The following is a 24,813-nucleotide window of genomic DNA, read 5'->3' on the forward strand; positions in this document are numbered from 1 at the left end:
GCCGCCGCCGGAGCGATCCGGCGGCGGCCGCGCCGTCCTAGAACCGGTAGCCGACGCCGATTCCGAACACCACCGGGTCGATCCCGACATCGGCGGTGCGCGTGGTGCCGCCGGTCCTGAACTCGGCATCGACGTTGATGTCGATGTACTTGACGTCGACGTTCACGAACCAGTTCTCCGCGACGTCGATATCGACGCCGGCCTGCACCGCCCACCCCAGGGAATTGCCGAGGTCGACGGTGGTCGGCCCGCCGAGCGCGTTCTCCAGCGAGGCGGTCGCGTTCTCCCCGTAGGTGATGGTGTAGTTGATACCGGCGCCGACATAGGGCCGGACCTTTCCCTTCGGCAGGAAATGCCACTGCAGCAGCAGGGTCGGCGGCAGCAGCCAGGTGTCGGCCGCCTTGCCGAGGCCGGCGACCGCGCCCTGGCCGTCGATGTCGTGCGGCGACGTCGCGAGGATCAGCTCGAGGCCGAGGTTCTCGGTCGCCATGTAGGTGATGTCGAGTTCGGGCACATAGGCCCGCTGCGCCTCCAGCGAGCCTCCGGTGAGGTCCGGCGAGATGCCGCCGCTGTCGCTGGTCGGCATCACGCCGATCCCGCGCAGGCGGACCAGCCAGTCGCCCTGGTCGACGGCCAGCGCAGGTGTCGTGGTCAGGGCGAACGCGGCAAGGCTCGCGGCGAGCCCGAGCCGCCGGACGATCGAGTTGTTCATCTGGTTTCCCCGTGGAAGATCCTGACCACCCGCCCGGGCAGTCGCGCGGATCATGTGCCGGCGGCCGTGTCTTCAGGCATGAGGTGGATCAAATCGGCGGCCGAGCCTCCTGCGACGGGGGGTCGCAGCCGGGCCCGGCTACCGGCCCAGCGCCTTGCGCGCCAGCGCCCGCAGCTCACCCCGGCGGGTCTTCACCCCGTTCGCGCCGGCCGCCGCCGGAAACCCGTCCAGCGCCACCACCCTGACCGGCGCCTTGAACCCCGCCAGCCCGGACTTGCAGTGCGCGATTACCGCCGCCTCGTCGAGCGCGGCACCCGGCTCCAGCACCACGAACGCGACCGGCCGGCTGCCCTTGCGGGCCGCCGCCTCGACCACCTGGGCCGCGGCGATCCCCGGCAGTTCCAGGATCCGGGCCTCGATCTCCAGCGGATTGACCAGGAAGCCGGACAGCCGCAGAAAGTCGTCGGCCCGGCCGAGGAAGCTGAAGCCGCCGTCGCCGTCGAGCCGGCCCAGGTCGCCGGTCTTCAGCCAGCGGTCCGCGGTGAACGCGGCCTCGGTCGCCGCCTCGTCGCCGTCATAGCCCAGCATCAGGTTGGGGGAGCGGATCTGCAGCGCCCCCGGCTCGCCGACCGGCATCGCCTCGCCGGTCGCCGGATCGACGATCCGCGCGGCCCCGTTCATGTTCACCGGGGTTCCGCCGCCGACCGGGCGACGCTCCGGCGGCTCGTCCGCCTTGCGGAACGCGAACAGCGCGAACGACTCGGACATCCCGAAGCCGGCCCGCAGCGGCAGCCCGCGGGCTGCCGCGACAGCGGCGAAATCCGGCAGGGCGGCATTGAAGGCGGCATAGGCGACGCTGCGCAGATGCGGGAACGGCCGCTCGCCAAGCCCGAGCGCATCTGCCCCCTGCAGCAGCCGGTGCAGCAGGTCGTCCGAGCCGGCCATGTGCGTCACCCGGTTGCTCTCGACCAGCCGGGCCGCCACCACCGGGTCGAAGCCCGTCGGCACCACCATGTCGGCGCCGGTCGCCAGGCAGCCCAGCAGCTGGGTGTAGCCGAACGCCCCGCAGAACGGCAGGGCGTGGAACACCACCGACCCCGGGTCCGGGTAGCCGGTCACGCGGGCGACGTCGAAGCCGTGGGCGACCGCCAGCTTCTGAGCGTGCAGCACCAGCTTGGGCCGGGCGGTCGTGCCGGAGGTCGCGAACATCACGATCGGCGCGTCCTCCGGGCTCGGCGCCAGGTGCCAGGGTGCCGCCGTCTCCAGCGCCGCGTAGGTCACGGTCGCCGCCCCCGGCAGCGGCGACCGGCCGGGCTCGCCGACCTGGATCAGGTGGCGCAGGCCGTCGAGCGCCGCCGGATCCGCCTCGGCCAGCACCGCGAGGTGGTCGACGTCGTCGCCCTGCGGGGCCAGCACCAGCGTCTTGGCGTTCGATCGCGAGACGATGTCCGCCAGTTCGACCGCCCGGAACCGCGGGTTGATCGCCACCGTGACCGCCCCGAGCCGGGCGCAGGCGAGGTGCAGCACCAGCCAGGGGAGTCCGTTCGGGAGCCAGAACGCCACCCGGTGCCCGAAGCCGACCCCGAGCCCGGCCAGCCCGCCGGCGACATGCCGCACCCGGTCGTGCAGTGCCGCCCAGGACAGCGTCCCGGTCTCGGTCCGGATCGCCGGGGCGTTTCCCCGCCGGGCGGCCGCCCGTTCGAGCAGCAGGTCCAGGCTGGTCATCGGGCGCCCTGGACCGCCATCTGGGCGGTCGCCTTGCCGTCCCGGTTCCGGGTCTCGAGATAGACCGGCCGACCGTCGCCGTCGCGCCGCCCGAGCAGCGTCATGGGCTCGTCCCAGAACACCGGCCGCCGGAACCGGCAGGTCACCGACAGCGGGGCCTCCGGCCCGAGCGCGCCGACCATCCAGGTCATAGTCTGCAGTCCCTGTGCCAGCGGGGCCCGGAAGCCGAGGCCCATGGCGAACGCCGGGTCGAAGTGGATCAGGTTGCCGACCTCGCGCGAGAAGGTGGTGACGCGCTCCGGCGTCATCGCCTGCTCGGCCAAGGCCTCCAGCGGCTCCGGCTCGCCCTTGGCGTCGCCGCCCCCGCCGCGCTCCGCCATCGCCGCCGGATCCGGCAGCAGCCCGACATGGGTCATGGCGACGGCCACCGCACCGGAGGCGCGCACCACCTCGAAGCGCTGGGTGACCAGGCGGCCCTTGCGCGCCGGCTCGACCGACTCCGTCACGCCGCGGAACCGGATCTCCTCGCCGAGGGCGGCGTGCTCCGATACCTGCATCCGCTGCTCGACATGGACGTAGCCGTTAGGCTGCTGGCGGACCAGCTTCATGCCGCGAAAGCCGTCATTGCCCCACAGCGTCGGCTCGGCGATGCCGTCCCAGACGGCGGGGTCGACGCCGGCCGCCCGAAGCCAGCGCGCCTGGTCGGCGGCCGCCCGCACGATGGTCCGCTCGGGGAACACGAAGCCGGTCTCGAGCGAGGCGTTCTCCCGCATGCCGGCCTCCGGTGTCAGTCGTCGATGATGGCGGCGTCGTTCGGGCTGCCGAAGGCGGTATAGCCGCCGTCGACGGTCACCACGGTGCCGGTGATCATACGCGCCAACGGCGACGCCAGGAACAGCATGGCGCTGGCGACATCGTCCGGCGACAGCAGCGCCCCCATCGGGGTGCGCCGGCGGATCACCTTGGCGTCCAGCTTGCCCTGCTCGATCAGCCCTTCGACCAGCGGGGTGCGGATGTATCCCGGCGCGATCGCGTTGACCCGGATGCCGTCCTGCCCCCAGTCGCAGGCCAGCGCCTTGGTCAGGCCGACGACGCCGTGCTTGGCCGCGGTGTAGGCGTTGCGGCGCGGCAGCGCATGGGTGCCGGCGATCGAGGAGATGTTCAGGATCACGCCATGGCGGTGGCGGATCATCTCGACCGCCGCGCGCTTGGCCATCAGGAAGGTGCCGGTCAGATGCACGTCGATCAGCCGCTGCCAGTGGTCGCGGGTCTGCTCGACCGTCGGCACGAAGGTGTCGGGCAGGCCGGCACAGTTCACCAGCACGTCGAGCCGGCCGAACGCCTCGACGGTGGCATGGACCATGCGGTCGACCGCGGCCTCGTTGGAGACGTCGCCGCCGATGCCGCGGTGCCCGCCGCCAAGCTCGGAGGCCCTGCCGGTCGCGGTGTCCTCCTTCAGGTCGGCGACCATCACATGGGCGCCGCGCTGCGCGAACGCCCGCGCCGCCGCCCAGCCGATGCCGCTGGCGCCGCCGGTGATCAGCACCGCCTGGCCGTGGAAATCCGTGTCGTCGCGCATGCCCGTCCCCTGCCCGTTCAGCGCTCGACGATCTCAGGCGGCCGGTGCGCGGTGACCGGCGGGATCGCGCCGTCGACGCGGGCGACCTCGACCAGGCAGGAATGCGCCGTCGGGCCCTGGCCGAGCCGCGAGGTGCCGCGGTCGCGGGTCAGCACGTTCGGGTTGCCGTGCTTGTCGAGCCCTGCCGCCTTGCCCGGCTCGTCCGGGTCGAACCAGGCGCCGGTCGACAACTGCACGATCCCCGGCATCACCACGTCCGAGACGATGACGCCGGCAAGACAGGACCCGCGGTCGTTCCACACCCGCACCACGTCGCCCGACTTGATGCCGCGGGCGGCGGCGTCGTCCGGGTGGATGGTCATCGGCTCGCGGTCGGCCACCTTGGAGCCCATGCTGACGGACCCGGGATCGAGCTGGCTGTGCAGCCGGGTGCGCGGCTGGTTCGACATCAGGTGCAGCGGATAGGTCTCGGACAGCTTGCCGCCGAGCCACTCGTCGGGCTCGCGCCACACCGGGTGGCCCGGGCAGTCGTCGTAGCCGAAGCTCTCGACGGTCTCGGAGAAGATCTCGATCCGGCCCGACGGCGTGGACAGCGGGTTGCCCTCCGGATCGGCCCGGAAGCCCTCCAGCAGGATGGTCGGCTTCTCCGGGTCGGGAAGCTCGAAGGTCTCCTGCTCCCAGAAGGTCTCGAAGTCGGGAAGCTCGAAGCCGGCCTCGGCGGCGCGCTGGCGCGACTGGTCCCAGAGATGGCGGATCCAGTCCATCTCGTCGCGGCCCTCGGTGTAGCGTTCGGCGAAGCCCAGCTTGCCGGCCAGGCCGCTGAAGATCTCGAAGTCCGGGCGGCTGTCGCCGACCCGAGGGATCGCCTGCTTCATGGCGACGCTCAGCGGCTCCCAGTGGGTGATCGCGAGGTCGTTGCGCTCCAGCGCCGTGGTCGACGGGAACACGATGTCGGCGTGCCGCGCCATCGCGGTCCACCAGATCTCGTTGACGATCACGGTCTCCGGGCGCCGGAACGCCTCGACCAGCTTGTGCAGGTCCTGGTGGTGGTGGAACGGGTTGCCGCCGGCCCAGTAGACCAGCCGGATGTCCGGGTAGGTCAGGTCCCGGCCGTCGAACTGGAACGGCCTGCCCGGGTTCAGCAGCATGTCGGAGATGCGGGCGACCGGGATCACGTCGGTCACCGGGTTGTCGCCCTGCGGCACCGACGGCCAGTGGAAGAACTTCACCGGGTTGCCGACGCCGTTCTCGGAGCTGTAGCCGACCCCGAAGCCGCCGCCCGGCGTGCCGATCTGGCCCAGCATCGCCGCCAGCACGACAGTCAGCCAGACCGGCTGCTCGCCGTATTCGGCGCGCTGCATCGACCAGGTGGCGTTGATCATGGTGCGGCTGGACGCCATGCGGCGGGCCAGGTCGCGGATCGTGTCGGCCGGGACGCCGGAGATCGCCGCCGCCCAGTCCGGGGTCTTCGGCTGGCCGTCGCTCTCGCCCATGACGTAGGCGCGGAACCGCTCGAAGCCGACGGTGTAGCGCTCCAGGAAAGCGGAATCGTGCCGGCCCTCGGCGATCAGGGTATGGGCCAGCGCCAGCATCAGCGCGGCATCCGAGCCCGGGCGCACCGGGATCCACTCGGCGTCGAGATCCGGCGGCATGTCGATGCGGATCGGGCTGAGATAGACGATCTCGCAGCCGTTGTCGGCGCAGGCCTTGAGGCCATGGTAGCAGGTGTGCCGGCCGACCCCGCCCGAGGTCACCTGGGCGTTCTTCACCGGCATGCCGCCGAACGACAACAGCAGCTCGCAATGCTCGGCCAGCACCGGCCAGGTGGTGTGGTGGTCGAGCAGCGGCTTCATCGGGCCGACGACGTGCGGCAGGATCTGCTGGGCGGCGGCGTAGGAATAGGTGCCCTCGTGCCGGACGTAGCCGCCGAGCTGGTTGAAGAACCGGTGGATGTGCGAGTTGGCGTGGTGAAACCGCCCGGCGCTCGCCCAGCCGTAGGAGCCGGCATAGAAGGCGGTGTTGCCGTGCGCGGCCTTGATCCGGTCGAGCTCCGAGGCCGCCATCTCCAGCGCCTCGTCCCACGGCACCGCCACGAACGACTCGCGGCCGCGCCCCGACCGGTCGCTGTCCTTGCGCTTCTCCAGCCAGCCCTTGCGGATCATCGGCCGGGCGATCCGGCTCTCATGGGTGACCGCGTCGACGATGCCGGGGCCGATGATCGCCGGTGCCGGATCCTTGGCGTAGTCGTGGACCGCGATCAGCCGGTCGCCCTCGACCTCGGCGTAGTAGGTCCCCCAGTGGGTCGCGGTCGGGACCAGGCGGCGCTGGACGGCGGTGCTCATGAGGCTCTCCTGCGACGGGCGGCGGCCGGCGCCAGTGCGGCATCCAGAATCGCCGCGTGCTCGGCCCTGTGCCAGACGCCCCAGCCGACGGCCGGCGAGGCCGAGGCGGGACGCCCGCAATAGGTGGCATGGCTCTCGGAGCCGCGCAAGGAAGCCAGCAGCGGTGCCGCGAACCGCCAGGCCCCCATGTTCTCGGGCTCTTCCTGGGCCCAGACCAGCTCGGCCCCGGGGTGCCTCGCCAGCACCGCCGCGAGCTCGGATTCCGGGAACGGGTAAAGCTCCTCGATCCGGACCAGCGCGACGTCGTCGATGCCGCGCTCGCGGCGGGCCGCCGCCAGTTCGAAGTACAGCTTGCCGGCGACCAGCACCACCCGGCGGGCGCCGGCCGTCAGCTCGGGGTCGTCGATCACCGGCCGGAACGCCATGCCGGGGCCGAACTCCTCGATGCCGGACACCGCCTCGGCGTGCCGCAGGCCGGACTTCGGGGTCAACGCGACCAGCGGCACCCGGTACGGCCGCAGCAGCTGCCGGCGCAGCGCATGGAACAGGTTGGCGGGCGAGCCGCAGGCCAGCACCGAAATGTTGCCGCCGGCCGCCAGCTGCAGGAACCGCTCCGGCCGTGCCGAGGAATGCTCGGGCCCGCCGCCTTCCATGCCGTGCGGCAGCAGCAGGACCAGGCCGGACTGCCGCAGCCACTTGTCGTCGCCGGCGGCGATGAACTGGTCGATCACTGCCTGCGCGCCGTTCACGAAGTCGCCGAACTGCGCCTCCCAGGCGACCAGCGTGTCCGGGTCGGTGATGCTGATCCCGTACTCGAAGCCGAGGCAGGCCTCCTCGGTCAGCGGACTGTCGGCCACGGTCAACCGGCCCGGCGCGTGGGCCAGGGCGGCCAGCGGCGTGTGCTCCTCGCCGGTGGACTGGTCGAACACCACGGCGTGGCGCTGCGAGAAGGTGCCGCGCCGGCTGTCCTGGCCGGTCAGCCGCACCCCGTAGCCGTCGTCCAGCAGGCTGGCGAAGGCCAGGGCCTCGGCGGTGGAGAATCCGATCCCGGCGCCGCGCTCCAGGCTGTCGCTGCGCTCGCCCCATTGCCGGGCGATCTTGGCGTTCAGGTCGAAGCCGTCCGGGACCCGGACGGTGGCCGCGCCGAGCGACCGCAGCCGGTCGAGCTCGATACCGGTCGCCGGCACCTTGCCCTCGCAGCGCGGCCGCAGGGCGGACCAGCGCCGGGCGAGCCGGTCCGGCTGGTTCGGCCGGTAGCCCTTGGCGGCGGCATGGGCCTCGTCGAGTGCCGCCCAGTGCCGCGCGACCATGGCGTCGAGGGTCGCCCGGTCGACGGTGCCGTCGGCCACACAGGCTTCGGCATAGGCCTGCGGCGAGGTCGTCCAGCCGGCGATCCGGCCGTAGCGCACCGGCTCGGTGAACATCGGCTCCTCGAGCTCGTTGTGCCCGCGCCGGCGGTAGCCGACGACGTCGACCACGATGTCGCGCCGGAACTTCGCCCGGTACGCGGCGGCGATCCGGCCGGCCCGCACCACCTGGTCGACGGCGTCGACCTGGACGTGCAGCACCGGCGCGCCGATCGCCTTGGCGGCATCGCTCGGGTGGCGGGACGACCGGCCGTGCTCCGGCTTCACGGTGAAGGCGAGCTGGTTGTTGGCGATCACATGGATCGAGCCGCCGACCTGGTAGGCCGGCAGGGTCGCCAGCTGCAGCATCTCGGCGATCACGCCCTGGCCGGAGAACGCGCCGTCGGTGTGCAGCAGCAGCGGCAGCACCCTGCCCTCGGGATCCGGCTCGCCGCCTGCCCGCAGCAGGTCCTGCTTGATCCGCGCCTTGCCGAGGCTGACCGCGGCGACCAGCTCCACATGGCTGGGATTGGACGGCATGACGATGCGCAGCGGCCGGCCGCCGAAGCTGCGCTCGGTCGAGATCCCCAGGTGATAGGGCACGTCGGACGACGCCCCGGTGCCGTCCGGCACCTGCGGGGTCCCCAGCAGCTCCGAGAACGCCGAGGTGAAGGACTTGCCGACGACCCGGGTGATCAGGGTCAGCCGGCCGCGGTGCATCGGCGCCATCACCACGTCGGTGACCCCGGCGGCCGCGGCGTCGGCCAGCATGGCCTCCCACATCGGCACCTCGGCCTCCAGGCCCTCGAGGCCGAACCGCTTGTTGGTCGGGAAGCGCTTGTTCATGAACTGCTCGACCGCGTCGGCGGCCAGCAGCCCGTCGAGCCGGGCCAGCCGCTCCTCGCGGCGCGGCGCGGCGAAGCGGTCGCCCTCGATCGCCGCGATCAGCCAGTCGCGGGCCGCCGGATCCTCCAGATGCGCGACCTCGGCGGTGAAGGCCCCGCCCCAGGCCGAGCGCAGCCGGTCGAGCACCGCCCCGGGTGTCGCCGCCAAGGTGCCGGCGGGCAGGGTCACCGCAACCGGAGCCCCCAGGTCCTCGGCGGTCAGGCCGTGCGTCGCCGGGTCGAGCTCGCGATGGCCGGGCGGCCGGCGCAGGCCGAGCGGGTCGAGTTCGGCCGCGAGGTGCCCGTGGGTTCGCCACGCCGCGATCAGCCGCTCGGTCGCGACGCTGCGGCGGACCAGGTCGGCATCGCCCGGTCCGGCCTCGACGCGCGGGCTGTGGGCCCGGCGCACCACGCCGCGGGCGTCCGGCCAGGTCGCGAACACCGGCCAGAGGCTCGGGTCGACCGACAGCGGATCATCCAGGAAGCGGGCGTACAGGTCTTCGAGATAGGCGGCGTCGGCGGCCGGAAGGGTCTGCATCGGTTTTCGGCGGGACAGGTGATCCAGGAGGGAGGACGGATACTACGCATATTGTATGCAAGGCGTCTTTACAAACCGCCACCCTGGAACCTAGCTTCGACCCTCCCCCTTCGAGGCACGGAGAGCCCCGGGAAATGGACGAGCATTGGAGCGTGGCCGCCCACCGCCACTTCACGGCGGCCGGCGTCCGGCAGGTGGCCTATGTGCCGGATGCCGGGCTGACCAGGCTGATCGAGCGCTGCCGCGAGGACAACGCCATCGAGACCGTGATGTGCGCCACCGAGGAGGAAGGCATCGGCCTCGCCGCCGGCGCCTGGCTCGGCGGCCAGAAGGCGGCGGTGCTGATGCAGTCGAGCGGCGTCGGCAACACCATCAACGCGATCGCCTCGCTGATCGCCTCGGCGCATTTCCCGATGTTCACGGTCGTCACCATGCGCGGCCAGTGGGGCGAGGGAAATCCCTGGCAGGTGCCGATGGGCCAGGCCGTCAGGCCGGTACTGGAGGCGGTCGGCGTCAAGGTGTTCCAGGCCGACAGCGCCGACGACGTGGCCCCGATGATCGAGGCCGGCCTGCGGATGGCGTTCAGCACCGACCAGGCGGTCGCGGTCCTGGTGTCGCAGCGGGTGATCGGCTCCAAGGTCTGGGTCGCCGACAAGACGGAGGGCGGGCAATGAGCGGGATCGTCTTGCAGCGGCGCGAGGTTCTGAAGGCCGCGCTCGCCGACCGTGGCGACACCCTGTTCGTCACCGGGCTGGGTTCTGCCACCTGGGACCTCGCCTCGCTCGGCGACCGGCCGGAGAACTTCTATCTCTGGGGTGCGATGGGCAACGCCGCGATGATCGGTCTCGGCCTGGCGATCGCCCAGCCCGAGCGGCGGGTGGTGGTGATCACCGGCGACGGCGAGATGCTGATGGGGCTGACCTCGTTCACCACCATCGGGGCGCGCCGGCCGGCCAACCTGGCGGTCTGCGTGCTCGACAACGAACGCTACACGGAGACCGGCCGGCAACCGACGGCGACCGGGCTCGGTACCGACCTCGCCGGGGTCGCGGCGGCCTGCGGCTTCCCGAAGGCCGTCACGATCAGGACCGCGGCCGAGGCCGCCGGGCTCGGCGACCTGCTGCTGCGCACGCCCGGGCCGGTGATGGCCGTCGTCAAGGTGGTCGACGAGGCGCTGCCGATGGCGGTCCCGCCGCGCGACGGCGGCTACGTGAAGACCCGGTTCCGGATCGGCGTGCTCGGAGAGAAGGCGGCGACGCTGCCGTAGCGGCAGCGTCCCCGGTCATCGTTGGCGGTCGGCAGAGCCGTTACCGCTGGCGGGCCTTACGCGCGGCATAGCGGGCGTCGCGCGCGGCCTTCTGCTGGATCTTCTCGGCCTCGAGCGCGAGCACACGCTCCTGCTCCGCAGCCAGCTTCTCCGCCTCCTTGGCGATCCGCTCGGCGGCCTTGCGCTCGGCCTCGGCCGCCCGCGCAGCCTTGCGCTCGGCCTGACGGGCCTCACGGGCGGCGGCGATGGCCTGCCGTTCCCGCTGACGTTCCTCGAAAGCCGGGTCGCCAGGCTGCGCGATCGCGCGGACCCGGCCGAGAGCGGCTTGCTTCGCACCGGCAGCGCTGCTCAGGCGCGCGGTGAAACTGTCGTCCTTGTAGGCGTGCTTCAATCTGCGTCCAATCTGTAAGAGGGACGGCGCGCACATGTTTCCAGCGGGTCACGGAGGTGGCCCGCTGGCGCAACCGCTGGAGCACGGGAGGCTCACGGAGGCGTTGTAGCACGAACTGTCCCAAACCGGCCAGTTCGTCGTCAGCGATTGCTGCCCGGACGCGTCGCTCAGCCCTTCAGGTCCTGGGCGTCCTTCCAGCGGTTCATCGGCAGCCACAGCGAGAACGCCAGCGAGGCCAGCCCCGGCAGCAGCACCGGATCCGGGCGGGTCACCGGCACCGGCAGGCCTTCGTTGGAGCCGCCGCCGAGCCACAGCGCGACCTGCCGGCCGAGCGCGGTGGTCATTGCCATGCCCCGACCGTTGCAGGCGATCGCCGACCAGGCGTTCGGCCCGAGTTCCATCAGCCGCGGCATGAAGTCGCGGGCCGCCGCCAGCCGGCCTTGCCAGGCATAGGCGACCCGCAGCGGCGGCAGCTGCGGCAGCAACCGCTGCAGCCGGCCGATGTGATGGGTACGGCCGCGTTCGGCCGATCCGAGGGGATTGGCGAGCAGTCCGCCGGTCACCAGCCGGTTGTCCCAGGTCCAGCGGAAGGCGATCAGGTCCTTGCGGGTATCGGCCGAGCAGCGGTCGTTCGGCAGTACCGACTTGCGCAGTTCGGGGTCCAGCGGCTTGGTGGCGACCTGGAACAGGGTGATCGGGAACTGCGTCCCTTCGGCGGCCGGGGACAGCCCGCCGCCGGTGGCGTTGGTGGTCAGCAGCACCCGGTCGGCGATCAGCACGCCGTGCTCGGTCTCGATCCGCCAGACGTCGCCGACCCGCTCCAGCCGGCGCGCCCGGCTGTCGCTGAACACCGTCGCCCCGTGCCGGATCGCGGCATGCGCCAGCCCACGGACGTAGCCGAGCGGATTGAGGTGCCCCCCGGTCGGGTCGAGAAAGGCGCCGTGATACTGGTCGGACCCCGTCTCGTACACCGCCTCGTCGCGCGACAGCCGCTGCACCGGCCGGCCGAGCGCCTTCCACTGTTCGATCCTGTCGTCGAGCCAGGCCGCCTTCGCCGGCGTGTGGAGCGGCTGCATCCAGCCGGTCTGCCGCGCCTCGCAGTCGATTTCGTGGCGGCGGATCAGCTCGAACACCAGATCCCCGCCCTCGCCGAGCATCCGGCACAGCAGGGTTCCACGCTCGTCCCCGAAAGTCGCCTTCACGTCGCGCGGGTCGAGCCCGGTCAGCAGGTTGGGCACCGCGAACCCGGTGTTGCGACCGGAGGCCCCGAAGCCGGGCTCGTCGGCCTCCAGCACCGTCACCTCATGCCCGGCCTCGGCGAGATGCAGGGCCGTCGAGAACCCGAGATACCCGCCACCGATGACCGCCAGCTTGCCCCGAACCTCGCCCTCAAGGCGTCGGGTCTGCGGTCCGGCCGGGGCCGTCGCATGCCAGAACGATGACTCGAAGCTGACCGAGGGATGCGGCGCAGCGGCGAGCCGCTCCCAGAGGGTCGGGCGGTAGCCGGAATGGACGGGCTGGCTCATTGTGGGCTCGGCGGGAGTTTCGGACGCCGGAGTTTAATGCGCGCCGTCCGCGACCGACAGCCGGTTTCGGGCACCGATCCGCCGGCAGTCAATCGCCGACGGGTACCGGCGCCTTGGAGCGCGGCGTCACCGCGTTGGCCAGGAACGGATTGCTGCGTCGGACCAGCGGAACCAGGTCGGTGTCCGGACCGACCGTGTCGGTAACCACCCGCTGCGCCCAGTGCGCCCGCATGGTCTCGGCCAGCGCCATCTGGCTCTGGGCGTATCTGACAATGCCGTCCTGACGCTCAACCGCGGCGCGCAAAGCCTCGCGCGCCAGCGGGTCGCGGACCAGGTCCGGATGCGCCGTCGCCAGTTTGGAGACAGCCTGTCTCGCCGCCTGTGCCGCATCGCACTGCGTCGCGTAGATGGCGTCGAGCGCCTCCCAAAGGATCCGGTTGGCTTCCGGTACCGTCGCCATGGTCTGCCCCTTTGCGCCTCGCCCGACTCTAGAAGCCCCTGGCGCCGGGGCACAAGAAACAATTTCAGAAGAATGCAAAGTTGCCGGGCAAAACACCCCGCTATTCGACGACGATTTCCTCGTCCGGATTGAAGGCCTTGAATACAAATGCGAATTCCACCGTGTAGGGAATATCGATCAGCGCATCCCCGTGGCGTCGGCGCACCACGACATTGCCGACGTCCCGGCCTTCGGCGATGTGCTTGGCGTCGAGCGCCGAGCTTTGGCCCGGCGTCCACTCGATCTCGATGTCGTCGACTCTGATCGAGCCGCGCGCCTTCACCAGCGCCAGGCTCCAGGCATGCCCCGCGACCGCAACCACCCGGGCCAGCGGCGGCAGGCCTTCGGGCAGCGGGCCGTCATACGAATACGGAGTCGGCATGCTGTCATACCCGGTATACGGGTTTCGCCCGTAGGGCCGGGAGTCGGCGTCGGCGGGGACCAGCACCCGGCCTCCCGGGTGCCGCTCCGCGAACCGCTGCATCGCTTCCAGACGGGCTGGAAGCTGCCGCAACCGGACGCCCGCCATGAGGCCGACGATGGCCCTGCCCTCGTACTGCTGCCACCAGCTCTCGGTCCGGCGGTCATACATCACGAGGTCGGAGTGGCGCAGCAGCCCGGTCGACCCGAACTCGACGCTCTCGCCGCCGACCCGGCGCTCGAACACCAGCGCCGCGTTGCACAACGGGCAGTAGGTGACGACGATCGGGACCCCGGCGACGCTGTCGTTGACGATCTGGTGCCAGATCAGGATGCGGAGCGGATAGGCTCGTGCCTCGCCGCCGACCGCCACCGACACCACCGGCTCGATCCCCGGCACGCCGGCATCGGCGATCGTCGCGAAACGCGGGTCGTCGATGGAGGGAATGCCGTCCCGATCGGGTCCGCCCGGCCGGATCTCCGCCAGCGGCACCGCCGACCGGGTGAAATCGGTGTTCGGCCAGGCCTGCATCCACCGGTGCACGGGATCGGCCCGGACAGAGACCGCCCAGGCGGAGACCGCGGCGAAAGCCAGGCCGGCGAGAAGGATTCGCGGAAACCACATACAGGCGACAGTGACCCAGCCCGTCGATCGCTTGAACTCACGATCCGGTCACCCACCGGCGGTCTGGATCACGCTCGCGCGAGCGCCCGGCAGTATTCGGTCGTACTCGGATTGGTTGGCGGGAACGCCGGAGTCAGGCGGCGCCCAGCTTGGTCGAACGGGCCCGGATGTCGCGAAGCCGCGGGTCCGGCGCCATGTCGTTGAGCCCGTCGTTGTACTCGCCGAACTGGTGCAGCAGCTCGGCGCTCTCGATGGCCGTCGACTTGACCTTGCGGGTCTCGCGCGGGTTCAGCATCCGGAACGCCTTGTCCGCCTGCCGGTAGTCATGCGCCGCCAGCGTCTGCGCGGCCTTCAGGACGGCGGCATGAACGAAGCCCGTCCCCACCGTACGATCGACCGCATCGGCGAGGATCTCCAAGGCCTTCTTCTCAATCTTCGCGTCCAGCATGGTCGTCTCACACGCTCGGGACAAACGCCGCCTTTTGTACCAATCTTTAAGTAAGATCGTTGATTCGGCCGATTCGTTCAAGCCCGATCGGCGAATACGAGGCCAAAAATTGCTACGATGGGCAACGCATGAATCGAATGAAAAGTCCGTGTAATCCGGTTTCGGGTCGTTTCACGCCGTTGCCGGACCATCGGTTCGGCGATAGCTTGCATGCAGATGGGAACATTCTGGGTTCTGACAGCGTTGGGCGGTCTGGTGTGGCTGGCGGTGCGCCTGACCCGTCGGCAGATCGCGCTCAGCGCCATGACCGACGCGCTGTCACCGGCCGAGCGCAATCTGGTGACGGTCGACAGCGCCACCGGCAAAGTGCTCGACGTCAGCAGCGAACTCGGCGAGGTCGAGACCGGCTGGCACCCGGTGCGGTTTCCGGAGGGCTGGGAATCGCGTGGGTCCGGGTTCCCGCCCGAGCGCGTGAACTTCGACAGAACCCTCGGCGGCCGTCGGACATGGTGCGAGACCAGATGCCGGGACGTCTGGCGGGTCGAGCGTCCGGAGTCCAGGAGCCCGATATTCTGGTTCAAGGACCGCCGGGACGCCGTCGAATTCTCCCTGCACTGGTTCCCGTTCAAATGCAGCTGACCGGCTTCCGGCGCTGAGTTCCCCCGCTCGACCCAAAAGCCGCACCAAGTGCGCATTTTGATTTGAATAGGCGCACGTAGTGCGCGTATCGTGACAATCCCATGACGCCCCCTGCGACCATTGCCGGGTCGCGGCCTTGATAGGGAGAGTCGGATGCGCTGGATCCTGGTTCCCGCAATCGCGGCATTGCTGGCCGGTGGCCCGCCGGCGGCCCACGGCTCGTCGGTCCCGCCGGGCGACGACCCGACGATCAACCAGCCGCTCACCGCCATGGAACTCGCCGAGTGGCGGATCGACCGCGCCGTCGACCGGTACGGGAATGGCGAGTTCGCCGCCGCCGACCGGCTGCTCGACCAGGTGGTCGAGGTTCCGGAGATCCCGGACCTGCTGCGGGCCCTGGCCTTGTTCAACCGCGGCGCCGCCCGCCTGCAGCTCGCCCGATACTCGGAAGCGATCCTCGACTTCGACGCCGCCGAGGCCCTGTCCTTCCCGCGTCCGGCGCAGATCCACCTCGCACGCGGGATCGCCTGGGAGAATCTCCGAATGCTCGACCGCGCCGCCGCGAACTACGTCGACGCGCTTTCGGCCGATCCGACCGACCCGTCGGTCCGGGCGAAGGTGCGGGCGTTCTTCTACAAGCCGTAAGCGACGCTCACGGATTCTGCTTACGCCATTCCGCCGGGTCCACGAACTTCAGGGACCAGATGCCGGCCCGCTCGCCGCGGGCGAGCCGTTCCATCGACGCGAAGTCCGGCTGCTCGTCGGCCCGCGCCACCGCCCACCCGGTGCGCACCATGCGGCTGTTGAGGTTCATGTCGCCGGCGTAGCACACGGCCAGCAGATGGCCCTCGTCGTTGCGCCGGTCGCCGACGCAGGTCACCGTGCGTCGGCCGACCAACTCGGTCAGGGCGTCGAGTGCCTGGATGCCGCATTCGAACGGCCGGCCGTATTCGTTCTCGCAGTACTGGTCCTGCTCGGGGGCGTCGATGCCGTAGAGCCGCACGGTCTCGCGGCCGATCTGCAGCATGTCGCCGGACAGGACCCGTGGCCGTCCCTTGACCTCGGCGGAGGCAGGCGGCGCGACGGACAAGATGCCGGCGGCTAAGACGAATACGGCGACGAACACGCGCACTGGCCGCATGACTGTTCTCCGATCCCCCCGGGCCTTTGTGGATTGCCGGGGCGCCCGCGTCAATCCCGCGGGCCGGAACGGACGGCTCAGAGAATTTCCAGCGGTTGCTTGGCCGACGGGGGCGGAAACGCCGCATCCAGCGCGGCCCGGTCCTCGGCGGTCAGCCGGATGTCCAGTGCTGCGCGGTTCTGGCGGACGTGATCCAGACGCGCCGCCTTCGGGATCGCGATGACCCCCTCGCGGTCCAGCACCCAGGCCAGCGCCACCTGCATCTCGGTCGAGCCGTGCCGGCGCGCCACCTCGGCGAGGGCGTCGTTGCCGGCGATCCGCCCCTGCTCGAGCGGCGAATAGGCCATCACCGGCATCGACCGGGCCCGGCACCACGGCAGGAGGTCGAACTCGACGCCGCGGCGATCCAGGTTGTACAGCACCTGGTCGGTGGCGCAGAAGTCGCCGCCGGCATGCCCGAACAGGTCCTGCATCTCCGCGGTGTCGAAATTGCTGACGCCCCAGTGCCGGATCTTGCCGTCCCGCCGCAGTTCGTCGAAGGCGGCGAGGGTCTCGTCGAGCGGATAGGAGCCCGGCCAGTGCAGGAGATACAGGTCGATGACCTCGACCTCCATCCGGGCCAGGCTGGCCTCGCAGGCCTCGACCGTTCCGTTCCGGCTGGCGTTGAAGGGCAGCACCTTGCTGACCAGGAACACCTGGTCCCGGCGTCCCCGGACGGCATCGGCGACCACTTCCTCGGCACCGCCGCTGGCATACATCTCGGCGGTGTCGACAAGGGTCATGCCGAGATCGATGCCGCAGCGCAGGGCGTCGGCCTCGGCCGCCCGGTCGGCGCCGCGCTCGCCCATGTGCCAGGTTCCGAGGCCGAGGGCCGGCACCGCCTCTCCGCCGGGCAACGTCACGGTTCTCATCGGCTTCCTCCTTCGGCCTTGCGTGCCTGAAGCGCCGCCACATAGGCGGTGATCCGCGCCTTCAACCCCGGCCGCGCCGCTGATGCGACCAGATTGGCCATGTCGGCCGCGCGGGTGTCCGGCACCGTCAGGGTGTTGATCCGGGCAACCGTCTCGCGGTCGACGGCGAGCGCCGCCGCCAGCGCGTCCAGTTCGGCCTCGACCGCGTCGGCCGCGACGCCCCGCGAGACCAGGCCCAGCGCCGAGGCCTCGTCGAGCTCGATCCGGCGGCCGGTGCCCACGAGATCGCGGGTCGCGTCCGAACCGACCCGCAGGGCCAGCCGGCGCGTGCCGAGCGCCAGCCCGAAGCCGGCACCCGGGAACGCGAACCGGGTGCCTGCCAGGGCCCAGCGATGCTGGCAGGCCGCCAGCAGGTCGGCGCCGGCGCCGGTGGTGGCGCCATGCGCGATCGCGACCGTCGGCACCGGCGCATGATGGACGGCCTGCAGCAGGGTCTCGATCCGCACCACCCGCAGCAGCAGGTCGCCGTCCGAGAGACTGTCCAGGTCGGACAGGTCGAAGCCGGTGCAGAAGTGCCGGCCGGCGCCGCGCAGGACGATCAGCCGGGCGCCCTCCGAGCCGGCCCGGTCGATGCCGTCCAGCAGGGCCTCGACCAGATCCGGGCCGAGGGCGTTCCCGCGCTCCGGCCGCGACAGGGTCAACTGGACGATCCCGCAGGCCGTCCGGGTTTCGACCGGAGCGGTCATGCAGGCCGTCCGAGTGCGGTGGCGATCGCCGTAGCCGCCTCCCGCGTGGTCGCAGTGCCGCCGAGATCGGTGGTACGACCTGCCGCGACGCCGAGTGCAGCGTCGACCGCCGACTCCAGCCGGACGGCGGCGTCGACCGCCGCCTCGTCGCCGTCACGCCGGCCCAACCAGCCGATCAGCATTGCCGTCGACAGCACCAGGGCCGCCGGGTTGGCGACGTTGCGGCCGGCCAGGGTCGGTGCCGAGCCGTGCGAGGCCTGGGCGATCGCGCAGACGTCGCCGGCGTTCAACGAACCGGCGACGCCGAGGCCGCCGGCCAGTTCCGCCGCCAGGTTCGACAGGATGTCGCCGAACATGTTGGAGGTGACGACGACGTCGAACCGTTCCGGCTCGCGCACCAGCAGCGAGGCCATGGCGTCCACCAGCACCTCCTCGATCTCCAGCCCGGCCTGGTCGCGCGCCGCCGCCTGCACGGCGTTGCGGAACAGCCCGTCGGTGACCTTCAGGACGTTGCTCTTGGTCACGATCGCCAGCTTGCCGCGCCGCCCGGCCGCCAGCGCGGCGGCGGCCCGGCCGATGCGCTCGGAGCCCTGGCGGGTGATCTTGCGCATGGCGATCGCCAGGTCCGGAGTCGGCATGAACTCGCCGGGGCCCAGATGCATGGTCCGGTCGGCGTAGAACCCCTCGGTATTCTCGCGCACGATCACCAGGTCCATGGTCGGCGCCAGCGACGGTACCCCGGCGCGGGTACGCGACGGCCGGATATTGGCATACAGGTCGAGGCGGCGGCGGAACTCGGCGGATGGATTGAGGCCGCCCTGGGCCGGCGGCGGGTAGTCGGCGGTCGACACCGGCCCCAGGATCACGCCGTCGGCGGCGGTCGCCCGGCCGAAGGTGGCCTCGCTGACGGTGATCCCGTCGGTGCGCAGCGCCTCCATCCCGATGACGCCCCGCTCGACAGAGAGGCCGATCGGATGCACCCGTTCCAGGGCTTCGAGCACGCTCTCCACCGCGTCGGCGATCTCGGGCCCGATTCCATCGCCCGGCAGCAGCAGCAGCTTCATTCTTCCTCCCCTGCGCGCGGCATCGTCGGCGGCAGCCGGCCCAGCGCGATTTCAAGCCGACGTAACACAACGGCAACCGGACCGACATGGCATCCCGGTATTGCAGGCTCCAGCGCATCAGGCCGCACGGAAGCCGGGACCGCCCCGATGACTGCGGCCTGACACCCCGCGCCGTGATCAGGGAGAGACTGCCATGCAACGCCTCGACATGCAGCATCAGCTCGACGAATTCGACAACCGCGCCGCCGCCATGGAAGCAGCCGACGATGTCGGCAGCAACCCGAGCGACACCGAGACCATCGGCGACCTGGTCGCCCGCCGCCTCGGTCGCCGGGACATCCTGCGCGGCGCGCTGGTCGCCGGCGCCCTGGCCGCGGCCGGCGGGACTGCCGGCCTCTTCGGCGCGCCGAAGGCCGCGGCCGCGGCGAAGGGCCGATACGTCTTCGACGAGATCAGCCACGGTGTCGACGAGACCCATCACGTCGCGACCGGCTACGATGCCGACGTCCTGCTGCGCTGGGGCGACCCGCTGTTCGCCGACGCCCCGGCCTTCGACCCGGCCGCCCAGACCGAGGCCGCGCAGCTGAGGCAGTTCGGCTACAACAACGACTTCGTCGGCTTCCACCGGCTGTCCGCCGACCGCGCCGTGCTCTGCGTGAACCACGAGTACACCAACGAGGAGCTGATGTTCCCGGGCCTCGGCCGGCAGGACAAGAAGGACTTCGCCGACATGACGCCGGAGTTCGTCGCCGTCGAGATGGCGGCCCATGGCGGCACGATCGTCGAGATCGCCAGGCGGGACGGCAAGTGGGCGGTCGACACCGGCGGCAAGCTGAACCGCCGGATCACCGCCAAGACGCCGATGACACTGACCGGCCCGGCCGCCGGCGACGACCGCCTGAAGACCTCGGCCGACGCCACCGGCACCAAGGTGCTCGGCACCCTCAACAACTGCGCCGGCGGCATGACGCCCTGGGGCACCTACCTGATGGCCGAGGAGAACTTCAACGGCTACTTCTGGGGCGGCAAGGAAGCCGCTGCGGCGCATCCCCATGCCGCGAGCCTGAAGCGCTACGGCATCCCGGGCGGCTGGTACAGCTGGGGCCGGCTGGACGCGCGCTTCGACATCGCCAAGGAGCCGAACGAGGTGTTTCGCCATGGCTGGGTGGTCGAGGTCGACATCATGGACCCGGCCTCGACCCCGAAGAAGCGCACGGCGATGGGCCGCTTCAAGCACGAAGGGTCCGAGACGATCGTGAACAAGGACGGCCGGGTGGTGATCTACTCCGGCGACGACGAGCGCTTCGACTACGTCTACAAGTTCGTCACCAACGGCACCTACAACCCGAACGACCGGGCCGCGAACATGGACCTGCTGGATGACGGCACGCTCTATGTCGCCAGGTTCGACGCCGACGGCGGGGTGGCGTGGATGCCGCTGGTGCACGGCCAGGGCCCGCTGACCGCGGACAACGGCTTCGAGAGCCAGGCCGACGTGCTGATCGACACCCGGCTTGCCGCCGACAAGCTCGGCGCCACCCCGATGGACCGCCCTGAGGACGTTGATCCGAATCCGGTGACCAACAAGGTCTACGTGATGCTGACCAACAACTCCAAGCGCAAGGCCGACGCAGTCGACGGCCCGAACCCGCGTGCCGAGAACCTGTGGGGCCAGGTGCTGGAGATCACCCCGGCGGACGGCGACCACGCAGCGACCACGGGCAGCTGGGACCTGGTGGTGCAGGCCGGCAACCCGGCCGACCCCGAGGTCAAGGCGATGTGGAACCCGGCGACCACCGAAAACGGCTGGTTCGCCTGCCCGGACAACTGCACGATCGACGCCGAGGGCCGGCTGTGGGTGACCACCGACCAGGGCAGCGGCTGGAAGAAGGCGTCCGGCACCGCCGACGGGGTGTGGGCGCTGGAGACCGAGGGCGAGGGCCGCGGCACCGGCAAGATGTTCTTCCGGGTCCCGGTCGGTGCCGAAATGTGCGGGCCGTGCTTCACCGACGACACCGAGACCCTGTTCGTCGCGGTCCAGCACGTGGCGTCCGACGGCACCAAGGACTGGGCACCGTTCGGCCGCGAGTCGACCTACGACGACCCGGCGACGCGCTGGCCGGACTTCGATCCGAAGCTGCCGCCGCGCCCGTCGGTGGTGATGATCACCAGGAAGGGCGGCGGCAAGATCGCGGTCTGAGCGATCCGGCCGATTGTCCGACGCGAACGGCGGGGTGGCCTCCGGGCCGCCCCGCGCCCTATCCCCGGGCCGGCAGTGCCAGCGATCCCACGAACATCACCAGTGCGGCCACCACCACCGAGGGTCCGGACGGGGTGTCGAAGCCGATCGACAGCAGCAGGCCGCCGACCACCGCCAGCGCGCCGATGCCGGCCGCCGCCAGTGCCATGCCCTCCGGCGAGCGGGCGCCGCGCCGGGCGGCTGCGGCCGGGATGATCAGCAGAGCGGTGATCAGCAGCACGCCGACGATCTTCAAGGCGAGCGCAATGGTGGCGGCAATCAGCAGCGCGAACACCACATGCACCCAGGGTGGCGCCGCCCCCTCGACCCGGGCCAGGTCCGGGTCGACCGTGACCGCCAGCAGTGGCCGCCATACTGCCGCGAGCCCGGCCAGGACCGCCGCGGCACCGCCCCATATCCACAACAGGTCGCGCCCCGACACCGCCAGGATGTCGCCGAACAGGTAGGCCATCAGGTCGAGCCGCACGGTCTCCATGAAGGCGATCGCGACCAGCCCGATCGACAGCGCGCCATGCGCCAGGATGCCCAGCAGCGTGTCGCTGCCGAGCAGGCGCTGGCCCTGCAGCGCCGCCAGCAGCAGCGCCACCGCCACCGCCACCATCAGCACCCCCAGGCCGGGGTCGAGACCGAGGACCAGGCCGAGGGCGACGCCGAGCAGCGAGGCGTGCGCCATGGTGTCGCCGACATAGGCCATGCGCCGCCAGACCACGAAACATCCGAGCGGTCCGGCAACCACCGCCACGCCGAGCCCGGCGACCAGCGCCCGCACCAGGAAATCGTCGACCATGCCGCCTCAGCCGTGATGATGATGGTGGTGATGATGGTGGTGGGGATCGCCTTCACCGGCCGCCACCGGCTCGCCCGACAGGTCGTGGTCGTGATCGTGGCGGTGGCGGTAAAGCGCGAAGGCCCCGGCCTGTGGACCGAACATCCGCCGGAACTCGGCATTGCCGGAGACCTCGTGCGGCGTGCCGGTGCAGCAGACATGGCCGTTGATGCACAACACCCGGTCGGTCGCCGCCATCACCAGGTGCAGGTCGTGGCTGACCATCAGCACGCCGCAGCCACGGCGGTCGCGGATGCCGGCGATCAGTTCATACATCGCCGCTTCGCCGGCGTAGTCGACCGCCTGCACCGGTTCGTCGAGCGCCAGGATGTCCGGCTCCCGCACCAGCGCCCGCGCCAGCAGCACGCGCTGCAGCTCGCCGCCGGACAGGGCGTGAACCGAGGCGTCGACCAGATGCGCGGTGCCGGTCTCGGCCAGCGCCCGCTCGACCGCTGCCCGGTCGGGCCGGGCGGTCAGGCGCATCAGCCGGCCGACCGTCATCGGCAGCACCCGGTCCAGGGGAAAGCGCTGCGGCACGTAGCCCACGGTCACCCGGTCGGCGAGCCGGGCCCGGCCCGCACTCGGCTCGACCAGCCCGAGCACGGCGCGCAGCAGGGTCGACTTGCCGCCGCCGTTCGGGCCGATCACCGTGACGATTTCGCCGCGCCGCAGCGTCAGATCGATGCCGTGCAGGATATCGCGGCCGCCGAGCCGGACGGCGAGACCGACGGCCTGCAGCAGGAGGTCACCCGGCGCATCCGCCGGCAGGCTCTGCATCATCACCATGCCCTGAAGGTAGTTGCAAAACGCAACGTTATACTATTACATAACTCCATTCCGACACCGTGGATAGTGCCATGCAGCAGTTGTCACAAGCCCCAATCTTTGCGGTCGCGTTGTTCGCCGCCGCCGTCCTCGGCACCGGTCCGGCAAGGGCCGCGGAGCCGCCCAGGGTCGTCGCCTCGATCGCGCCGATCGGCAGCCTGGCCGCCGCGGTGATGCGCGACGTCGGCGCCCCGACCGTGCTGCTGCCGGCCGGCGCCTCGCCGCACGCCTACGCACTGCGCCCCTCCGAGGCCCGCGCGCTCGCCTCAGCCGATCTGGTGCTCTGGGTCGGCGAGGCCCTGGAGGCATTCCTCGAGGAGCCGCTGGAGACCCTCGCGCCCAAGGGCACCGTGGTCGAACTGATGGAAACCGACGGGCTGGTCCTGCTCCCGACCCGGACCGGCGGGGTCTGGGAGGCAGGGCACGACGAGCACGGCCATGGGGACCACAAGGAACACGGCAAGACCGAGGGCCACGGCCACAACCATGGACACGACAAGGAACACGGCAAGGCCGAAGCAAGCGACCACGGGAATATCGACGCCCATCTCTGGCTCGATCCCCGCAACGCCAGCGTGATCGTCGAGCGGATCGCGACCGCGCTGGCCGAGCGGGACCCGGACCGTGCTGCGACCTATCGCGCCAACGCACAGGCCGCGAAGGCCGCCCTGGCCGCCCTCGACCGCGAGCTTGCGGTTGCCCTCGCGCCGCTTCGCGATCGGCCCTACGTGGTGTTCCACGACGCCTATCAGTACCTGGAGACCCGCTACGGGCTGAAGCCGCTCGGCGCCGTCACGATCGCGGCGGAGCGCGCCCCAGGCGCCAAGCGGCTGGCCCGCCTGCGCGAAGAGATCCGCGAGCGCGGCGCGGTCTGCGCGTTCCGCGAACCGCAGTTCGCCCCGCGGGTGCTGGACAGCCTCGGCGCCGACACCGGCATCCGCATCGGCGTGCTCGACCCGCTGGGTGCCGGAACCGGGATCTCGCCCGACGACTATCCCCGGCTGATGCGGGCCCTGGCCACCGGTATCGTCGCCTGCCTGACCCCGGCCGGCTGATCAGCCGGCCGCAAGGAACTCCAGCAGGGTCGCGTTGAAGCGTTCCGGATCCTCGTACTGGACCCAGTGGCCGACGCCGTCGAGCATGGCGATCCGGGCATCCGGCTGGATCGACCGCAGCAGGGCGTGGCGCGGCTCGAAGTAGCCGATCGCCGTGACGTCCCGGTCGCCCCAGATCAGGTCGATGCGGGCCCGGATCGACGGCAGGGTCACCGACAGCTTGTCGGTCACCGAGATCGGCCTCGAGCGGATCCGGTTGCGCTCGGTGTTGCGGCGCTGGATCAGCATCGCGAGGTCGTCGACATGGGCCGGGTCGGCCACCATCAGCAGGCCGAGGTTGTGCCGATAGGCGGCGTCCTGCTCGGCCGGGCTCATCTCCGGGGTGATGCGGGTCATGTCCTGGGTCACCCGGCCGCGCGCGCCGAAGCCGGCGGCGCCGACGGCGGTGAAGCTGACCACCCGGTCGCCGAGCCGGGCCGCCACCAGGCTGCCGACCACCGCGCCGAACGAGAAGCAGACCAGCCGCACCCGCTCGCCCTCGTGGGTCACGCGACTCACGCCCTCGGCGACGATGTCGGCCAGGCTCTCCGCGTCATAGGGATGCGGCGGGTCGTCGCTGTCGCCCTGGCCCGGCATGTCGGCGGCGATCACCCGGTATTGCGCCGCCAGCGCGTCGATGTTCCGGATCCAGTGGTTCCAGGATCCGAAGCCGCCGTGCAGCAGCACGACCGGTGCCCCCACGCCCCAGACCCGCCAGACCATGGCGCCGTCGCCGCAAGGGGTGGTGACCCGGAGGGCGCGGGCTTCGAACGCGGCAAGCACGGCCGCCGGGTCGCTGGTCTGGGTCATCGCTGCTCGGAATCGGGTCGAAGGGAGGCGGCAGGACACAACGCAGACGGTCGCATGTCAACGCAGGCCGGCAGCAGGGCCGTCAGTATTGGTGACACAACAGCATCAAACAAAGCCAAATCGACAATATTGCCGATAACGACGGCACCTATCATCTCATCGGCAAGGCGGCCGGGCCTTTCGTGGATCCGGCCG

General features: G+C 71.0%; 24 protein-coding genes. 6 read left to right on the forward strand and 18 right to left on the reverse strand.

The window, feature by feature from the left end; all coding sequences use genetic code 11:
- Nucleotides 1-37 precede the first annotated feature (37 nt).
- The 6 genes from RIC31_RS14335 to RIC31_RS14360 form a co-directional block, all read right to left on the reverse strand.
- Nucleotides 38-712, reverse strand: a complete 675-nt coding sequence (locus tag RIC31_RS14335; RefSeq protein WP_350108693.1) for an OmpW/AlkL family protein — start codon at nt 710-712, stop codon at nt 38-40.
- A gap of 138 nt (nt 713-850) precedes the next feature.
- Nucleotides 851-2,437 carry an AMP-binding protein gene (locus RIC31_RS14340; RefSeq protein WP_350108696.1) on the reverse strand — a complete coding sequence of 529 codons (1,587 nt, stop codon included), beginning with the start codon at nt 2,435-2,437 and terminating at the stop codon, nt 851-853.
- Nucleotides 2,434-3,210, reverse strand: a complete 777-nt coding sequence (locus tag RIC31_RS14345) for a MaoC family dehydratase (protein WP_350108699.1) — start codon at nt 3,208-3,210, stop codon at nt 2,434-2,436. The genes RIC31_RS14340 and RIC31_RS14345 overlap by 4 nt, the downstream gene beginning before the upstream one ends.
- 14 nt (nt 3,211-3,224) lie before the next feature.
- Nucleotides 3,225-4,016: an SDR family NAD(P)-dependent oxidoreductase gene (locus RIC31_RS14350; RefSeq protein ID WP_350108702.1), complete on the reverse strand. Its 792-nt coding sequence runs from the start codon at nt 4,014-4,016 to the stop codon at nt 3,225-3,227.
- A gap of 17 nt (nt 4,017-4,033) precedes the next feature.
- Nucleotides 4,034-6,358 carry a molybdopterin guanine dinucleotide-containing S/N-oxide reductase gene (locus RIC31_RS14355; RefSeq protein WP_350108704.1) on the reverse strand — a complete coding sequence of 775 codons (2,325 nt, stop codon included), beginning with the start codon at nt 6,356-6,358 and terminating at the stop codon, nt 4,034-4,036.
- Entirely contained in the window at nt 6,355-9,126 is a 2,772-nt protein-coding gene (locus RIC31_RS14360; protein WP_350108707.1) for a 2-oxoglutarate dehydrogenase E1 component, read from the reverse strand. Before RIC31_RS14360 ends, RIC31_RS14355 begins: the two co-directional genes overlap by 4 nt.
- 134 nt (nt 9,127-9,260) lie before the next feature.
- Between RIC31_RS14360 and RIC31_RS14365 the strand changes: the two genes are divergently transcribed.
- Nucleotides 9,261-9,800, forward strand: a complete 540-nt coding sequence (locus RIC31_RS14365; RefSeq protein ID WP_350108710.1) for a thiamine pyrophosphate-binding protein — start codon at nt 9,261-9,263, stop codon at nt 9,798-9,800.
- Nucleotides 9,797-10,393 (forward strand): thiamine pyrophosphate-dependent enzyme, encoded by a 597-nt coding sequence (locus RIC31_RS14370; RefSeq protein WP_350108713.1) that lies wholly within the window; start codon nt 9,797-9,799, stop codon nt 10,391-10,393. The genes RIC31_RS14365 and RIC31_RS14370 overlap by 4 nt, the downstream gene beginning before the upstream one ends.
- A 40-nt stretch (nt 10,394-10,433) precedes the next feature.
- Here the strand turns inward: RIC31_RS14370 and RIC31_RS14375 are convergent, their stop codons facing one another.
- The 5 genes from RIC31_RS14375 to RIC31_RS14395 form a co-directional block, all read right to left on the reverse strand.
- Complete coding sequence (locus RIC31_RS14375) at nt 10,434-10,784, reverse strand: DUF6481 family protein (protein ID WP_350108716.1); 351 nt, start codon at nt 10,782-10,784, stop codon at nt 10,434-10,436.
- 167 nt (nt 10,785-10,951) lie between these two features.
- The gene (locus RIC31_RS14380; protein WP_350108720.1) at nt 10,952-12,310 is read right to left on the reverse strand and encodes an NAD(P)/FAD-dependent oxidoreductase; all 1,359 of its coding nucleotides are present in this window, start codon (nt 12,308-12,310) and stop codon (nt 10,952-10,954) included.
- 88 nt (nt 12,311-12,398) lie between these two features.
- Nucleotides 12,399-12,770 carry a hypothetical protein gene (locus RIC31_RS14385; protein ID WP_350108723.1) on the reverse strand — a complete coding sequence of 124 codons (372 nt, stop codon included), beginning with the start codon at nt 12,768-12,770 and terminating at the stop codon, nt 12,399-12,401.
- Nucleotides 12,771-12,870: 100 nt separating this feature from the next.
- Entirely contained in the window at nt 12,871-13,761 is an 891-nt protein-coding gene (locus tag RIC31_RS14390) for a DUF3179 domain-containing protein (RefSeq protein WP_350108726.1), read from the reverse strand.
- Between the two features lie 226 nt (nt 13,762-13,987).
- Nucleotides 13,988-14,302, reverse strand: coding sequence for a hypothetical protein (locus RIC31_RS14395; protein WP_350108729.1), 315 nt, complete (start codon nt 14,300-14,302; stop codon nt 13,988-13,990).
- Between the two features lie 210 nt (nt 14,303-14,512).
- Between RIC31_RS14395 and RIC31_RS14400 the strand changes: the two genes are divergently transcribed.
- Nucleotides 14,513-14,941 (forward strand): hypothetical protein, encoded by a 429-nt coding sequence (locus RIC31_RS14400; RefSeq protein ID WP_350108732.1) that lies wholly within the window; start codon nt 14,513-14,515, stop codon nt 14,939-14,941.
- A 153-nt stretch (nt 14,942-15,094) separates the two neighbouring features.
- Nucleotides 15,095-15,586 carry a tetratricopeptide repeat protein gene (locus RIC31_RS14405; protein WP_350108735.1) on the forward strand — a complete coding sequence of 164 codons (492 nt, stop codon included), beginning with the start codon at nt 15,095-15,097 and terminating at the stop codon, nt 15,584-15,586.
- A 7-nt stretch (nt 15,587-15,593) separates the two neighbouring features.
- Here the strand turns inward: RIC31_RS14405 and RIC31_RS14410 are convergent, their stop codons facing one another.
- From RIC31_RS14410 to RIC31_RS14425, 4 genes are all read right to left on the reverse strand, one after another.
- Nucleotides 15,594-16,082, reverse strand: a complete 489-nt coding sequence (locus RIC31_RS14410) for a thermonuclease family protein (protein ID WP_350108738.1) — start codon at nt 16,080-16,082, stop codon at nt 15,594-15,596.
- Between the two features lie 77 nt (nt 16,083-16,159).
- Entirely contained in the window at nt 16,160-16,993 is an 834-nt protein-coding gene (locus tag RIC31_RS14415; RefSeq protein ID WP_350108741.1) for an aldo/keto reductase, read from the reverse strand.
- Complete coding sequence (locus RIC31_RS14420; RefSeq protein WP_350108744.1) at nt 16,990-17,739, reverse strand: enoyl-CoA hydratase/isomerase family protein; 750 nt, start codon at nt 17,737-17,739, stop codon at nt 16,990-16,992. Before RIC31_RS14420 ends, RIC31_RS14415 begins: the two co-directional genes overlap by 4 nt.
- Nucleotides 17,736-18,803: an isocitrate/isopropylmalate dehydrogenase family protein gene (locus RIC31_RS14425; protein ID WP_350108747.1), complete on the reverse strand. Its 1,068-nt coding sequence runs from the start codon at nt 18,801-18,803 to the stop codon at nt 17,736-17,738. The genes RIC31_RS14420 and RIC31_RS14425 overlap by 4 nt, the downstream gene beginning before the upstream one ends.
- Before the next feature lie 193 nt (nt 18,804-18,996).
- Here RIC31_RS14425 and RIC31_RS14430 point away from each other — a divergent pair, with 193 nt between their 5' ends.
- Nucleotides 18,997-21,003 (forward strand): PhoX family protein, encoded by a 2,007-nt coding sequence (locus RIC31_RS14430; protein WP_350108750.1) that lies wholly within the window; start codon nt 18,997-18,999, stop codon nt 21,001-21,003.
- A gap of 58 nt (nt 21,004-21,061) precedes the next feature.
- Here the strand turns inward: RIC31_RS14430 and RIC31_RS14435 are convergent, their stop codons facing one another.
- On the reverse strand, nt 21,062-21,850 hold the full coding sequence (locus RIC31_RS14435) for a metal ABC transporter permease (protein ID WP_350108753.1): 789 nt from the start codon (nt 21,848-21,850) through the stop codon (nt 21,062-21,064).
- Between the two features lie 6 nt (nt 21,851-21,856).
- Nucleotides 21,857-22,669, reverse strand: a complete 813-nt coding sequence (locus RIC31_RS14440; RefSeq protein WP_350108756.1) for an ATP-binding cassette domain-containing protein — start codon at nt 22,667-22,669, stop codon at nt 21,857-21,859.
- A 77-nt stretch (nt 22,670-22,746) separates the two neighbouring features.
- Here RIC31_RS14440 and RIC31_RS14445 point away from each other — a divergent pair, with 77 nt between their 5' ends.
- Nucleotides 22,747-23,769: a zinc ABC transporter substrate-binding protein gene (locus tag RIC31_RS14445; RefSeq protein ID WP_350108759.1), complete on the forward strand. Its 1,023-nt coding sequence runs from the start codon at nt 22,747-22,749 to the stop codon at nt 23,767-23,769.
- Here RIC31_RS14445 and RIC31_RS14450 read toward each other — a convergent pair whose 3' ends face one another.
- Nucleotides 23,770-24,618, reverse strand: a complete 849-nt coding sequence (locus tag RIC31_RS14450; protein WP_350108762.1) for an alpha/beta fold hydrolase — start codon at nt 24,616-24,618, stop codon at nt 23,770-23,772.
- Nucleotides 24,619-24,813 lie beyond the last annotated feature (195 nt).

The organism is Thalassobaculum sp. (genome assembly GCF_040219615.1).
Taxonomy (GTDB): Bacteria; Pseudomonadota; Alphaproteobacteria; order Thalassobaculales; family Thalassobaculaceae; genus Thalassobaculum_A.